Raw genomic sequence first — 13,531 nt, 5'->3', positions numbered from 1 at the left:
TTTATGTCTGTTGTGATGTCAGTTTACTATGGCAATCTTGCACACGGTGCCCTTGTCGCCCGACGATGTTGCCGTCTCAACCATATACACGCCCGATGCCACACGCTTGCCGTTGAGGTCGCAGCCGTCCCATGTGTATGATCCGCCCGTGCTTCGGCCCTGGTTTACGAGTGCTCCGCTCGACGTTACTATCTTCACGTCGGCGTCATAGCTAAGGCCTGTGATGGTTATCAGGCCCGTGTAGTCGGGTCTTACGGGATTGGGATATGCGTATACGTTGTCCTTGGTCATCTCGTCTGTCGGCTCGGTTGCGTCGCTCTGATAAGAACATAAGCCCTTGTCTGTGGCGAAATACACACGTCCCGACGCACCGTCGATGGCTATGTCCTGCACAAGGTTTGACGGCAGAGGCGAGTTGTCTGTGGTGAAGTGGCTTATCTGCGTGTTGTTGTCGTCGCTGATGAGGAACACTCCGTTAGAGTTGGTGCCTATCCATTTGCGGTTGCCGCCGTCGATGGCTATGGCGCGCACGTCAATGCCCGATAGCAGATAGTCGGCATAGTTGGTGCCGTCGTTGCGCGGCACTTTGTGCTGCGTGAAGTAAGTTGAGCCGTTCTGTATGGCGCTTGCCGAGAGATAAACAGGTCCGGCGTTGGTGCCTACCCATACGTTTCCTTCCCTGTCTTCAACCGGACTGAATATGTAGTTTGCGCCGAGGCTTGTTCCGTCTTGGTTTATTATGCTCGGTCCGTATTTTGTCAGCACGTCGTTGGCATAGTCGTATGAGTAAAGTATGGTGTTGTTGTAGTTGTTGTTTACAAACCACATCTTGCCGTTGGTCTTGCTGATAAAGGCTTTCTCAAGGTCGTAGCTGTTGGTGCCCGACAGTTCTGAATGTTGATATGTAGTCCATTTTCCGTCGCTTTTCGAGAGGCACTTTATGCTGTTGCTTATCAGCGAGTTGAGCGCCCAGAGGTTTCCGGCAGCGTCGTATTTTACAGATGTAACGATGGTATAGTCTTTCGACGGCGGATTGAACGGCGACTCGAGCGCGCTGTTGTCCGTTGTGTAGTGCTTCACGAACTTGCCGTCCTGAAACTCATACATGCCGCTCTTGGCGCCCACCATGACGTGTCCGCTTATTGTTGGGTCGAAGTCGAGGCACAGCACGTCAACATAGCTGTGGCCTATCTTGTCTGTTGTAACCTTTTCAAACTCCGACCAGCTGTCGCCGTTCCACACGTGAACTTCGCCCGGGCGGTTGCCGTCGGTCTCCTGCGACCACAGGCCGCCCACGCCGTAGAGGCTTCCGTTGTTGATGTATATGCGGTAGAAGTTGTTGGATGCGGGTCCGTCGGGTGCAACGCCTTCGGTTACATACACGGGCACGTTGTCGCTGTTTATCTTATATCCTGTTAGCTTTCCGTCTTCGGTCTTGGTCCACCATGTGCCGTCGGTCTGGTCGTACACCTTTGTGCGGTCTATGTTCTGCGCCACATAGTCGCCCGTGCGGCTCCAGTTGCCTTTGTCGAGCAGGTTGTCCTGCATGTTGCCGCGGTAGATGCCCTGCGTGCTCGATGCAGCATAGATGTAGTTGCCCTCGATGTAGCAGTAGTCAACCTGAAATCCGAGCTGATACGAGTCGGCAATGCTTCCGTTGCTGACGTTCATCTTCACTATGCCGAAGGCTGTCGACAGATAGGCATATTGGTTATATATATAAATGTTGTTTATGGTCTTGTCGTAGGTAGCTTCCTTCATGTAGAGGTCGGGCACGTTGATCACGCTGCCGTTTCTTGAAAGCAGGTCGATGTTAGAGTTTGTGTAGGTAACGATAAGTCTGCCGGCCGATTTTGACCATGCTATGTGCGATATCTCGATGTCCGACAGCATATTTGTCTTGTCGTAGGTGGCAACAAGTCCGTCTGCGGGGTTATACGAAAACAGACTGTTGGATGCCAGCACGTACACCTCCTTGCCCGTGGGCTCTATTTCTGTTATGTTGCCGTAGCTTGGATAGAGGGTCCAGCCGTCTGTGCTGCCGTCGCTTATTGCATTGGCCGGCACTGATAATAGCAGAAAAAGGCACGGCAGACAGCATGACATGATATGTCTGAGGATATGGGTGTTTATTTTTCGCATAATTGTTTTGTTTACAGCTTGTGGCTTGTTGCTCAATGATATAACGCCGGCAGGTAAGATTTGTTTTATAAAATGCCAAAATTCTTCGTTCAGCGGCATTGCCGTTGCGTCGCCAGAGCGCTTTGCGCAGCGCTTGCCGGCGGCGGTGATGATAATATAAAGGCAGGCGGCTATCTGTTGCCGCTTGCCTGTTTAAGATATTCTACAAGTTTCTGCACGGCCCTGGCGCGGTGAGATATCTTGTTCTTTATCTCGTGGCCCAGTTCGGCAAATGTCTTGTCGTAGCCTTCGGGGCGGAATATTGGGTCGTAGCCGAAGCCCTCTCCTCCCCTCTTCTCGCGTATTATGTCGCCTTCTGCCACGCCTTCAAACAGCTTCACGCCGTCGTCGCCGCTGCCCGTTATCAGGGCTATCACCGTGCGGAAGCGCGCCTTGCGGTTGTCGTTGTCGCCGAGCTTCTGCATCAGCTTTGCCATGTTGGCCTCGCTGTCGTGACCTTCGCCGCCGGCATATCGTGCCGAGTAGACTCCCGGCTCTCCGCCCAGTGCGTCCACCTCGAGTCCGGTGTCGTCTGCAAAGCAGCTCATGCCGTATTTGTCAAACACGTAGCGGGCTTTCTGCAGGGCGTTTCCCTCCAGCGTGTCTGCCGTCTCGGGTATGTCCTCGTGGCAGTTGATGTCGGCCAGCGACATCACTTCTATCTTGTCGCCGAGCATGTCTCTTATCTCGGCCAGCTTGTTCTTGTTGTTTGTTGCGAAAACTATTTTCATCTTTTCTTTATTGTTTCTCTGTGCGCCCGTGGCAGCGGCCTTTTGCCGTCACTTGCCGTTTAGCGTATTGTCTTTCATCTTCTTGGGCACTTTCACCTTTATCTGGTCGAAGCCCTCGCCGTATACGCCTATCACGGAGCTCTGGCTCACAAAGGCGTTGGGGTCGATTACTTTTATCAGTCGGAATATCGTCACGCTCTCGTTCTTCTTTGCCAGCAGACAGAGCACCTTGGTCTCCTTGCCCGTATACCATCCGTGACCGTCGAGTATGGTTATCGTGTGGTCGGTGGTGGTGGCTATGGCGTTGGCTATCTCCTGATATTTCTTTGAGAATATCATGAACTGCACCGACTGGCGCTGCCAGTTCATCACGTAGTCGAGCATGGTGCACTCGATGAACATGGTGCAGAAGCCGAACACCACCTTCTGGCAGCGTAACTGCACGGGACCGAACGTGTCGATAAACAGACAGCTGCCTATGATGCATACGTCGATTAGCAGGATTACGCGGCCGAGCGATATGTTGCGGTACTTGTTGACCGAGGCCGCTATGATGTCGGTGCCGCCCGTAGAGCCGTTGTTGAGGAACACTATGGCCAGGGCCGTGCCGGTCATCATACATCCGATGACGAGCGACATGAAGTCGTTGCCGTCGCCCAGCAGCTTGTAGAACGTGCCGTCTGGCTGTATGACAACTCTCTGGGCCACGTCGAGCAGGAACGTCAGCATGAACGTGGCGTAGATGGTCTTCATCAGGAAGCGCCAGCCCAGTATCTTCAGCGCGGCCACGATGAGCACGGCGTTGATTATGAAGAATGTGTACTGAACGGGGAACTTCGTGGCGTAGAACACCACGGCGCCGATTCCCGCTATACCTCCCGTTACTATCTCGTAAGGCAAGAGGAACACCGTGAAGGCGAACGTGTAGAGCATCAGCCCGAGGGTGATGTTGAAGTAGTCTTTGGCTTCACGAATTAATATTTGCTTCTGCATGGCTTGTGATTTTTTAAGGTGAAAGTGTGTTTCTTTTTAATTCTGTTGACATAACGGTTTTATCATGAGCGCGTCGGCTCCTGTGAGTGAGTCAGGCCGGCTCAGTGGCCGGGCTCTGCTGTGTTGCCCGGCCTTTGCCGCCTGTGTGTGTCCTGTTATTTTGCTGTTTGCCTTAGTGATATGGGCGCGGCTGTTATTTAACAACCACGTTGACCATTCTCTTCGGCACGATGATAACCTTTACTATCTGCTTGCCGTCGATGTATTTTGCCGTTCTCTGGTCGGCCATCACAGCCTGCTCTATGGCTGCGTTGTCGGCGTCGGCTGCAAACTGCATCTCGAAGCGGCGCTTGCCGTTGAAGGCTATACCCATCTGAACGGTGCTCTCAACGAGGTATTTCTCGTTGTATTCGGGCCAGCATGCGTCGAATATGCTGCCGCTGTTGCCCAGTGCGTGCCACAGCTCTTCGGCTATGTGCGGAGCAAACGGAGCTATCAGGCCTACCACGTCGGTCAGCAATGCCTGGTTGTGGCATTTGAGCTGATGCAGCTCGTTGACGCAAATCATGAAGGCAGATATGCTGGTGTTGTAGCTGAACTGCTCGATGTCTTGCGTAACCTTCTTGATGAGCTTGTGGACAGACTTATACTGCTCCGGCGTAGGCTCGCTCTGGTCGGGCAGGAACTCGCCCGTGCGCTGATCGTAGAACAGTGCCCAGAACTTCTTCAGGAAGCGGTGGCAGCCGTCTATTCCGTTGGTGTCCCAAGGCTTGCTCTGCTCTACCGGACCGAGGAACATCTCGTAGAGACGCAGCGTGTCGGCTCCGTATTTGTCGACAATCATGTCGGGGTTGACAACGTTGAACATCGACTTTGACATCTTCTCTATAGCCCATCCGCACACATACTTGCCGTCTTCGAGGATGAATTCGGCGTCGTTGTATTCGGGGCGCCATGCCTTGAATGCCTCTGTGTCGAGTACGTCGCCGTGAACGATGTTTACGTCAACGTGTATAGGCGTTACGTCATACTGGTCTTTCAGTCCGAGACTAACGAAGAGCGGCTTCTTAGAGTGGTCGTCGCTGTTTACGCGGTAAACGAAGTTAGAGCGTCCCTGAATCATACCCTGGTTGACGAGCTTCTTGTAAGGCTCCTCCTGGCACGACACACCGAGGTCGAACAGGAACTTGTTCCAGAAGCGTGAGTATATCAGGTGGCCCGTGGCGTGCTCTGTTCCGCCCACATACAGGTCAACGTTCTGCCAGTAGTGGTCGGCCTCCTCGCCCACGAGGGCGTTGTCGTTGTGCGGATCCATGTAGCGCAGATAGTAGGCTGATGAGCCTGCAAAGCCCGGCATGGTGTTGAGCTCGAGCGGGAATATTGTCTTGTTGTCAATCAGACTCTTGTCCACAACCTCGTTCTTCTCTGTGTCCCAAGCCCATTTCTTAGCGTGTCCGAGCGGCGGCTCGCCTGTCTCTGTAGGCTTATACTGGTCTATCTCGGGCAGCTCGAGCGGCAGCTTGTCTTCTGAAATCATGTAAGGCATGCCGTCCTTATAGTAAACCGGGAACGGCTCGCCCCAGTAGCGCTGGCGTGAGAAGATGGCGTCGCGCAGACGGTAGTTCACCTTCACGCGGCCCATGTTGTGAGAAGTTACAAACTCCTTGGTCTTCTTTATTGCCTCTTTTACGCTCAGGCCGTTGAGCGAGAATCCGTCGAGAGTCTCCACTCCGCTCTTAGGCGAGTTGCACACGGTGCCCTCTTTGGCGTCGAAGCTCTCCTCGCTCACGTCGCATCCCTCTATGAGCGGACGTATCTCCAGTCCGAAATGCTTGGCAAAGGCATAGTCGCGCGAGTCGTGCGCAGGCACAGCCATGATGGCTCCTGTGCCGTATCCAGCCAGCACATAGTCAGAAATCCAGATAGGAATGTTCTCGCCCGTGAACGGATTGATGGCGTAAGAGCCTGAGAACACGCCCGTAACAGAGCGGTCGCTGATGCGCTCGCGCTCGGTGCGCTTCTTTGTGCGCTCTATATATGCGTCCACCTCAGCCTTCTGCTCAGGTGTGGTAAGTTTCTCTACGAGTTCGCTTTCAGGTGCCAGCACCATGAACGTTACGCCGAATATTGTGTCGGCACGTGTGGTGAAGATGGTGAAAGCCCAGTCTTGTCCTGCCACCTTAAACTGCATCTCTGTTCCTTCAGAACGGCCGATCCAGTTGCGCTGAGTCTCCTTCAGCGACTCAGTCCAGTCTACAGTGTCGAGTCCGTCGAGCAGGCGCTGTGCATAGGCACTTACGCGCAGACACCACTGCATCATCTTCTTCTGCACCACGGGATAACCGCCGCGCACGCTCACGCCGTCTACCACCTCATCGTTGGCAAGCACGGTGCCCAGTCCGGCACACCAGTTAACCATCGTCTCGCCCAGATAGGCTATGCGGTAGTTCATCAGCACTTGCTGCTGCTCCTTCTCGCTCATGGCGTTCCATTCGGCTGCCGTGAAGCTCATCTCCTCGCTCTGTGCCACGTCGAGTCCCTCGGTGCCCTTCTGGCTGAAGTGCTCTATGAGCTTCTCTATAGGCTGTGCCTTCTGGCAAGTGTTGCAGTAGAACGAGTTGAACATCTTCTGGAATGCCCACTGTGTCCATTTGTAATATTTAGGCTCGCAGGTGCGCACCTCGCGGTTCCAGTCGAACGAGAATCCTATCTTATCCAGCTGGCTGCGGTATCTGCTTATGTTTTCGGCCGTAGTTATGGCCGGATGCTGTCCTGTCTGTATGGCATACTGCTCGGCGGGCAGTCCGTAGGCGTCGTATCCCATGGGGTTGAGCACGTTATATCCCATCAGCCTCTTGTAGCGGGCGTAGATGTCGCTGGCTATGTATCCCAGCGGATGTCCCACGTGCAGTCCTGCTCCCGATGGATAAGGAAACATGTTGAGCACATAGAATTTCTCTCTGCTCTTGTCTTCAGTAACCTGGTAGGTCTTCATCTCGGCCCACTGTTTCTGCCATTTCTTCTCAATCTCTCTGAAATTGTATTCCATTGTTCCGTATCGTTGTTTTTTTATTCTTTGTGTTATTTATGCCGCTCTGTTGCAGCCCCGTCCCGTCCAGCCCTGTTCAAAACTCAAGGCCGTCATTGTCAGGCCGGAGGTTTGCTTTTTCGTAAGGCATGACACATAATTATAATATGCAAAGATAATGCAAAAATTCGATTGTACGAAATAAAATTGTTTTTATTATATTTTGTAAACTATGTTGCAAATTGAACATCATCCGCCCCATATCCTTCTCGTAAAGGGATATATGGGACGGATGATGTGTGTTCAGCCGCCGTTGCGTCCTGTAGTGTCTGCGGTGTGAGTGTTGCCTGCGGCGTCATTGTGCCGGCTGCGTGCCGTATAGAGTGTCTCCTGCGTCGCCTGCCGTAATCACCACTTTGAAGGTTCTTTCCTTTCCTGTATTGTTTGGTTGTGCCGTTACATACAGATTTTCGCCGTCGCGCTTCACGGTCAGCCATTCGTAAGTTTTTTCAAATTTGCCCGTGTCTGCGCAGTTTTCTTTTTCATCCAATGTGGCATAATAGATATTATCGTTAATGTAAGTGCAGTGTATTATCCATGCAATGTCTTTGTCTGTCGTGCATGTCTGTGTGCCGCCTTCTGCCGGTATCGTAACTTGTTTTGGCTTTAGGTTTATGGGGGTGCCTCCTCCCGTCATCAGCTCTTCCTGCGTGCCGTCTATGCAGTCGTGGTAGTCGCCTGCCTGAAGATAAATCTTGAAGGTCCTGCCAGCTCCGTAGTTCATGTCTGCCGATATGTTCAGCGTCCAGTCGTCCACGCTTACGTTGAGCCAGTCGCACTTTTTGTTGAACTTGCCCGTCTGATACATGTTTCTGTTCTCTGTGTTGTCGTAGTAGGAATTATACAGCGTCTCTCCGTCAACCTCTATTGATGTTATCCACCAGTGTTTTCCTTCGGTAGTTACAGTAGCAGGGTCTCCTGCCCCGTTGAGCGTTACGGTCTTGGTCGACAGGCCTATGATGTCGTCCCACCAGCCTGTAATCATTTCTTCCTGCACGCCCGTGATGGTGGCCGTGCTGTCGGCTGTGGCAAGGATAATCTTGAATGTGCGTTCTTTATATACGTTATCGTCTACAGCCACTTCGATGCTGCTGCCGTTGCGTTTCACGCTGACCCACTGGCATCGTGCTTCATACGCTCCGCCTCCTGCCATCAGCTGCTTCTCCTCGGCAGTAGGTTTCAGAGTGTCTTCCTCTGTCGTAATCTCTTCTATCCACCAGCCTTCGCTGCTGCCTATGTTTACAGTTGCAGTGTCTGCATTCAGTTCAAATGTCAGGGTGGTATCGTTCAGCTCCACGGCTTTTGGCTGTTCCGGATTAATAGGCTTTTGGGGGTCGTTGTCGTCGTTTGAGCATGCCGTGAAACAGATTACTGCCATGAGCATAAATATCAGTTTCTTCATAAGCGATAAGTTTAACAGGTTAATTTTGTGTAATGATTTTGGTCTCTTAGATTTTGGCGTCCATCATTTTCCCATAGGCATCAAGGTTTATGTGTAATATGTTTGAGCTTAATTTGCCAAATATAGCGATTTATTTTTACATTATGTGGCTTTTATGATAAAAAGTACACATATTTTATGTATATATATTGAATAAACATAAAAATCCGGCAGACTGAAATGCCTGCCGGACCGGTTGGTTGATTTTGATTAACTGCATCATTTTCAGATTGCCGCGTTCACTCCGAACACGCCCAGGATGGCTGTTGCCACTGCCACTATCACCTTCAGAATTATCGAAATGTTGTTCTTGTCTTTTGTTCCCATTGTCTGTTTTGTTTTTGTAAGTTTTTTAATCAAAATCGGTCATCAGACCGCATATTACTTTATCAATTTTGTGCATTGATGCTTTCAGTCTGTCTTTTTGTTTCTATTGGCGTCTTTTTGTCAGATTTTTCTTGACATAGCCCGCTATGCCTGCTAAAAATCTAACGAAAATCTGCTCAATATAAAGCTAAATCCCGACTGAATCCTAATGACCGTTTTGGGGTTAATTTATGTGTGTTACGTTCATCGTCTGCATTCATTCATGCCCTGCTGCTACACGGCTTCCACGTCGTCGAGGGTGTCGCTGACAGCGTTCTTGGGCAGCTCCTGCACCTTGCAGCCCGTAAGCAGTGCGCGGGTGCGGGTCTTGTTCTTGTCAATCTTGGTCTCGGGCTGAAATAGCACGTGCACCGACTTGACGTTGCCGCTTGCCGTAAAGTCCTTCACGGTGTCGGCCGGACTGGTGTGCATGCCTATCTTGAATGTGCCGAGGCGGTCGAGCTTCACGCGGTGCGACATCTGCAGATGCTTCTGCATCGTCTCCACCAGCTCGCTCAGTACGGCCACGATGTCGGCCCTCTTCACCGTACAGTTGGCCTGCATCTCGTCTGCCAGGTCGTCTATTGTAACTGTGCCCGTGTGCACGGCGCGTGCATACCACTTGCCCTTGTTTGCCGAACCTTCTCTGTTTTCCTGATACAACTTATAAAAAACTGCCATAATCTTTTTTCCTTTCTTTTTTAATGGTTAATAATCTGTGTGTGTTTCTCTCTGCATTCAGAAGCTTCTTTGTGTCAGTTGTGTCTTTCATGCTGCCCGGCGCCGTTTCGGCGGCTGATGGTTGCCGGCTGTCCATGCTGTCTTTTGAGGTGCCTGCGGCTTCATGTCGTTCACGTTTGCAAAGATACACTTTCTGATCAGCGATGTCAAGTTTTACCACGATAGACTGTATGCTCAACTGCTGTTAGTATGTTTTCATGATCAGTTCTGATGTTTCGTTTCGTGCTGACTGTCAGGCGCTTACGCCCGCATGGCTCTTTTCCGTGCTTATGATGCTTTCGGCGCGCCGGGCTGTTTGTGCCTTGGCTGACTGCCGTCGTAGGCCGTGCTTTGTGCTACAGCTTGTGTTGATGCTTGCTGTTTGGTTAAAATAAGTTTTCGGGATATGCGTATATTGAAAAATACATTAAAAAAACAGTTTCCCGATAGGTGGTTTTCAGCATTTCCGTGTGATATCTTTGCCGGTTTATGCCATCGGCCATGACATTGCTTGACACACCGGAAAAATTAACGAAATGATGAAAAGTAAAGAAACGTTCAACTTCAGGATCATCCTCATTATGCTGCTGCTCTGTGCTGCTTCAGGCGTCAGTGCTGCCGACAGCCTTAGCTGCGATGTGCAGCGGCGTTGCGCCTTCGACGACGGCCACAGGCTCAGGGCTGTCGACATAGTGGTGCCTGCCGCCCTCGTAGGCGTGTCGGCGCTGTATATCGAGAACGGATGGATGGTCAGGCAGAAGCGCGCCGTGAGATACGCCCTCGTGCCGAAGGACAGGCGCAAGATGCATGCTGACGACTATGTGCAGTATTCGCCCGTGGTGGCTGTCTACGGACTCAACCTTGCAGGCGTGCGCGGCCGCCACTCGTTCAAGGACCGCACCATCATGCTTGCCATGTCGTATGCCACGATGGGCATCATCGTCAACACCATGAAGCTGGCCATAAGCGAGCGACGCCCCGACGTAAGCACGCGCAACTCTTTTCCGTCGGGACACACAGCCACGGCCTTCATGGGCGCGCAGTTTCTTTATGAAGAATACAAGTCGGTGTCGCCCCTTATAGCCTGGTCGGGCTTTGTGGTGGCTCCGCTCACGGCCTATCTGCGCGTCTACAACGACCGCCACTGGATAAACGACGTTGTGGCTGGTGCGTGCATAGGCATCGTCAGCACCAAACTGGCCTACAGGCTCTATCCCCTGCTGTTCCGCAAGTCGTCCTGCCGCCGCTCCACGGCTCTTGCCGCCCTGCCCTACTACGACGGCCGCAGCGTTGGCGTGAGCATGAACATGACGTTTTAGTTTCATACCTATCCGGCCGCATTACGTTCATGGCATTTGCGGTGTTTTTCCTTTCTGTTTCCCGTGTTTGCCATGTTCGTTTTGCGGCATATATTTGCCTCGTATGCGTATGTTGATTATAATAACATGGTCATGTATACAGGCAGATAGTTGATGCCGTTTTCCCGGCGGTAATCCTTGGTGTATTTCACACATAGATGCCCGCAATTCCGCCTTCCACCAAATTTTTTCAGTGCGAAATGTCGGTATCCACCAAATCTTTTCTATGCGAAGTGTCGGTATCCACCAAATCTTTTCAGTGCAAAGTGTCGGTATCCACCAAATCTTTTATAAATATACGCTATGCCGTGCATAACAGGAAGGCCGCCTTTCGGAGCGTGAAAGACGGCCTTTTGCAGGGTGAAAGATAACTTTTTGCAGCACGAAAGGCTGCCTTTTGCAATATACTGGGTGTCAGCGCGTTGCGTGGCCTTATGCCGCCTTGTAGAAAGGTATGGCCTGGCGGCGGTTTTGGCCCTTGCCGGCCTTGTAGGATACGTGCAGCCAGCATGCCCCGTTGCTCATCGAGTGTTCAAAGAGCAGCTGGTCGAAGTCGAGGTTGGCGGTTATGTAGGCATACATCTTGCGCCCCGTCTCCATGCTTGATATGTGTATGTCGGCAGCCTCGCCCCTCATGTGCTGCGAGGTGTTAGCCCCGCCCACTATGGCGTTGAGCCGCTCGGAGCGGAATCCGCTCGTTATGCGTATCACGCCGAAGCGCCTGCGCAGCGGTTCCAGCACGTTCAGGCAGAGCTGCCTGAGGCGTTCGGTCTGTTCTCTGTCGGGCGTGTTGTCTATGCGGTGTCTTACTGCCGCGCCCGAGCGGCACATCTCCTCCAGCGTGAAGTGTTCCGACAGTCTTGTCTGTGTGTTCTTGTCCATTGTCTTGTGTTTTATGGTCTGTTAATGTTTTTCATGGTTACCTTGCCGTTGCGTTGTCTGTTCAGCGCATGCATCTTATCATGGCGTAGAGCGGGTTGCGCGAGTGCCTGCAGTACATCAGCCAGCAGTAGCGGCTGAAGAACGACTTCTGCTTCACGCCCTTCCTCTCCCTTGCGTTATACACCATGGCGTAGGGATTCTTCGGCATGGGCACGTGCAGCACGGTGCATGCCCTGCGCGCCATCTCGCTGAAGCTGTAGGGGCGGCCCAGCCTGTCAACGGGGCTTTCGGCCATGTAGACGTCGTAGACCAGCTCCATCAGGTCGGTCTTGCTCTCCGTCCAGTACAGGTTTTCGGCCGGGTTGCGTGTCAGCAGCTGGCCCAGCTGCTGCGCCATTATGCGCCTTGCGCTTTCGCGCTGTTCCTTGCTCAGCATGTCGGCAAAGTCTTTCTGTCTCTCTTCGTTCAGGTTAATACTTACAATCATTTCTAAAATCAGTTTTAAAGGTCTGTTGTATTTGTGCCCTCTGCCCTGCCCCGCGGTAGCTTGCGTGGCGGCGCCGGGCCGTGTTATCTCATGAAACAATCTCTCCTTGTCGGGCTAAGGTCCTGTTCCGGGGGCAAAATTATGCCGCTTTTGTGCAATATATGTTCGCAATGCGATATAAAAACATTAAAAAAAGTTTTATTTCCTGCCCCCTCTGCCCTGCCCTTCAGCCACGGCAGTCATGCCCGTCTGTGTTGTGTGCGGGGGCAAATCCCGCTGAATTGTAGGGAAAATCCGATGCTGTTGTAGGGTAAACTGCTTGCACTTTAGCCCAAATTTCACTATCTTTGCTCTCAGAACATTTGTTTGATACTGCTGATTGTCTAACATTTTAAAAATTGACGGTTATGAAACGATTACTTACATCCTTCATCATAATGATGATAACCACGGTTACGTTGCAGGCAATGACATATACGCAGGCCCGTGAGGAGGCCCTGTTCCTGACAGACAAGATGGCATACGAACTGGGACTTTATGAGAGCCAGTATGACGCCGTGTATGAAATAAACCTCGACTATCTCATGGCGCTCAACTATCAGGACGACCTTTACTCTACGTGCTGGACGCGCCGCAACCTCGACCTGAGCTATGTGCTCACCGCGGCACAGTATAACCTGTATATGTCAAGGACATATTTCTACCGTCCGGTCTACTGGAGCTCGGGCTTCAGATACAGCATCTACACGCGCTACACCGACCGCTCTTACTATTATTACAGCCGCCCCAGCGTCTACACCACCTACCGCGGAGGCCACAGCTGGCGCAGCAACGGCGGCAAGAGCTGGTATAAGGGCCGCACATACAGCAGCGCTCACAAGCTGACGCCGGTAAGGACGGGCACTACAAACCACTCGGGCCACAGCGTGACGACAACCCCGAAGCCCTCTAAACCGACAAATCAGGGCCACACGGTTACGGCCCCCAAGCCTTCTACGGGCACCGCGTCGCACGGCCGTCCCACCACTAACAAGAAGCCTACAACCTCAGCCGGCAAGCCCGCTACGAGCCGTCCGTCGAGAGGTACGGGCACATCGGGCAGCACAACTGTAAGGCCTTCAGGCTCGTTCAGCGGTACAAAGCCCGTAAGAAGCACAGGAAGCAAGCCATCGACAACTACGCAGAAAACCACTCCGACAAAGGGCTTCAGCGGAAAAAGATGACAACAAACTTATAAGAAATAGAAAATTGGGATTTGAAAACTGGGAATTGGAAGAGATTAAG

General features: G+C 52.1%; 12 protein-coding genes. 2 read left to right on the top strand and 10 right to left on the bottom strand.

The features are described from left to right. Window positions 1-18 precede the first annotated feature (18 nt). The 8 genes from porZ to QVO66_RS12420 form a co-directional block, all read right to left on the bottom strand. A complete protein-coding gene (porZ, locus tag QVO66_RS12455) occupies window positions 19-2,142 on the bottom strand; it encodes a type IX secretion system anionic LPS delivery protein PorZ (protein WP_021855822.1) in 2,124 nt (707 codons plus the stop codon). A 170-nt stretch (window positions 2,143-2,312) separates the two neighbouring features. Beyond that, a complete protein-coding gene (locus QVO66_RS12450; protein WP_021855821.1) occupies window positions 2,313-2,912 on the bottom strand; it encodes a non-canonical purine NTP diphosphatase in 600 nt (199 codons plus the stop codon). Between the two features lie 48 nt (window positions 2,913-2,960). After that, window positions 2,961-3,905, bottom strand: coding sequence for a YitT family protein (locus tag QVO66_RS12445; protein ID WP_021855820.1), 945 nt, complete (start codon window positions 3,903-3,905; stop codon window positions 2,961-2,963). 193 nt (window positions 3,906-4,098) lie between these two features. Continuing rightward, window positions 4,099-6,954: a leucine--tRNA ligase gene (leuS, locus tag QVO66_RS12440; protein WP_021855819.1), complete on the bottom strand. Its 2,856-nt coding sequence runs from the start codon at window positions 6,952-6,954 to the stop codon at window positions 4,099-4,101. Between the two features lie 334 nt (window positions 6,955-7,288). After that, window positions 7,289-8,395 carry a BACON domain-containing protein gene (locus QVO66_RS12435; RefSeq protein ID WP_021855818.1) on the bottom strand — a complete coding sequence of 369 codons (1,107 nt, stop codon included), beginning with the start codon at window positions 8,393-8,395 and terminating at the stop codon, window positions 7,289-7,291. Between the two features lie 264 nt (window positions 8,396-8,659). Further along, the gene (locus QVO66_RS12430; RefSeq protein WP_021855817.1) at window positions 8,660-8,761 is read right to left on the bottom strand and encodes a smalltalk protein; all 102 of its coding nucleotides are present in this window, start codon (window positions 8,759-8,761) and stop codon (window positions 8,660-8,662) included. A 273-nt stretch (window positions 8,762-9,034) separates the two neighbouring features. Further along, entirely contained in the window at window positions 9,035-9,481 is a 447-nt protein-coding gene (locus QVO66_RS12425) for an HU family DNA-binding protein (RefSeq protein WP_021855816.1), read from the bottom strand. Next, a complete protein-coding gene (locus QVO66_RS12420; protein ID WP_288172872.1) occupies window positions 9,465-9,701 on the bottom strand; it encodes a hypothetical protein in 237 nt (78 codons plus the stop codon). The genes QVO66_RS12425 and QVO66_RS12420 overlap by 17 nt, the downstream gene beginning before the upstream one ends. Before the next feature lie 355 nt (window positions 9,702-10,056). Between QVO66_RS12420 and QVO66_RS12415 the strand changes: the two genes are divergently transcribed. Further along, window positions 10,057-10,839, top strand: coding sequence for a phosphatase PAP2 family protein (locus tag QVO66_RS12415; RefSeq protein WP_288172871.1), 783 nt, complete (start codon window positions 10,057-10,059; stop codon window positions 10,837-10,839). 471 nt (window positions 10,840-11,310) lie between these two features. Here QVO66_RS12415 and QVO66_RS12410 read toward each other — a convergent pair whose 3' ends face one another. Both QVO66_RS12410 and QVO66_RS12405 read right to left on the bottom strand, forming a co-directional pair. Then, on the bottom strand, window positions 11,311-11,760 hold the full coding sequence (locus QVO66_RS12410; RefSeq protein ID WP_021855814.1) for a D-Ala-D-Ala carboxypeptidase family metallohydrolase: 450 nt from the start codon (window positions 11,758-11,760) through the stop codon (window positions 11,311-11,313). Between the two features lie 61 nt (window positions 11,761-11,821). Beyond that, window positions 11,822-12,247, bottom strand: a complete 426-nt coding sequence (locus QVO66_RS12405; RefSeq protein WP_021855813.1) for a lipoprotein — start codon at window positions 12,245-12,247, stop codon at window positions 11,822-11,824. A gap of 407 nt (window positions 12,248-12,654) precedes the next feature. Here QVO66_RS12405 and QVO66_RS12400 point away from each other — a divergent pair, with 407 nt between their 5' ends. Next, on the top strand, window positions 12,655-13,470 hold the full coding sequence (locus QVO66_RS12400; RefSeq protein WP_021855812.1) for a hypothetical protein: 816 nt from the start codon (window positions 12,655-12,657) through the stop codon (window positions 13,468-13,470). Window positions 13,471-13,531 lie beyond the last annotated feature (61 nt).

Source organism: Prevotella sp. CAG:255, assembly GCF_000431195.1.
Classification (GTDB): Bacteria; Bacteroidota; Bacteroidia; order Bacteroidales; family Bacteroidaceae; genus Prevotella; species Prevotella rara.
The sequence above is the reverse complement of the archived record's forward strand: the minus strand, read 5'-3'. Positions and strand labels throughout refer to the sequence as shown.

Excerpts from the sequence above, each read along its gene's own strand:
- QVO66_RS12430 (WP_021855817.1), bottom strand. The coding sequence starts at position 8,761 with ATGGGAACAAAAGACAAGAACAACATTTCGATAATTCTGAAGGTGATA.
- QVO66_RS12415 (WP_288172871.1), top strand. The coding sequence starts at position 10,057 with ATGATGAAAAGTAAAGAAACGTTCAACTTCAGGATCATCCTCATTATG.
- QVO66_RS12450 (WP_021855821.1), bottom strand. The coding sequence starts at position 2,912 with ATGAAAATAGTTTTCGCAACAAACAACAAGAACAAGCTGGCCGAGATA.
- QVO66_RS12400 (WP_021855812.1), top strand. The coding sequence starts at position 12,655 with ATGAAACGATTACTTACATCCTTCATCATAATGATGATAACCACGGTT.
- QVO66_RS12405 (WP_021855813.1), bottom strand. The coding sequence starts at position 12,247 with ATGATTGTAAGTATTAACCTGAACGAAGAGAGACAGAAAGACTTTGCC.
- QVO66_RS12425 (WP_021855816.1), bottom strand. The coding sequence starts at position 9,481 with ATGGCAGTTTTTTATAAGTTGTATCAGGAAAACAGAGAAGGTTCGGCA.
- QVO66_RS12435 (WP_021855818.1), bottom strand. The coding sequence starts at position 8,395 with ATGAAGAAACTGATATTTATGCTCATGGCAGTAATCTGTTTCACGGCA.
- leuS (WP_021855819.1), bottom strand. The coding sequence starts at position 6,954 with ATGGAATACAATTTCAGAGAGATTGAGAAGAAATGGCAGAAACAGTGG.
- porZ (WP_021855822.1), bottom strand. The coding sequence starts at position 2,142 with ATGCGAAAAATAAACACCCATATCCTCAGACATATCATGTCATGCTGT.
- QVO66_RS12445 (WP_021855820.1), bottom strand. The coding sequence starts at position 3,905 with ATGCAGAAGCAAATATTAATTCGTGAAGCCAAAGACTACTTCAACATC.
- QVO66_RS12410 (WP_021855814.1), bottom strand. The coding sequence starts at position 11,760 with ATGGACAAGAACACACAGACAAGACTGTCGGAACACTTCACGCTGGAG.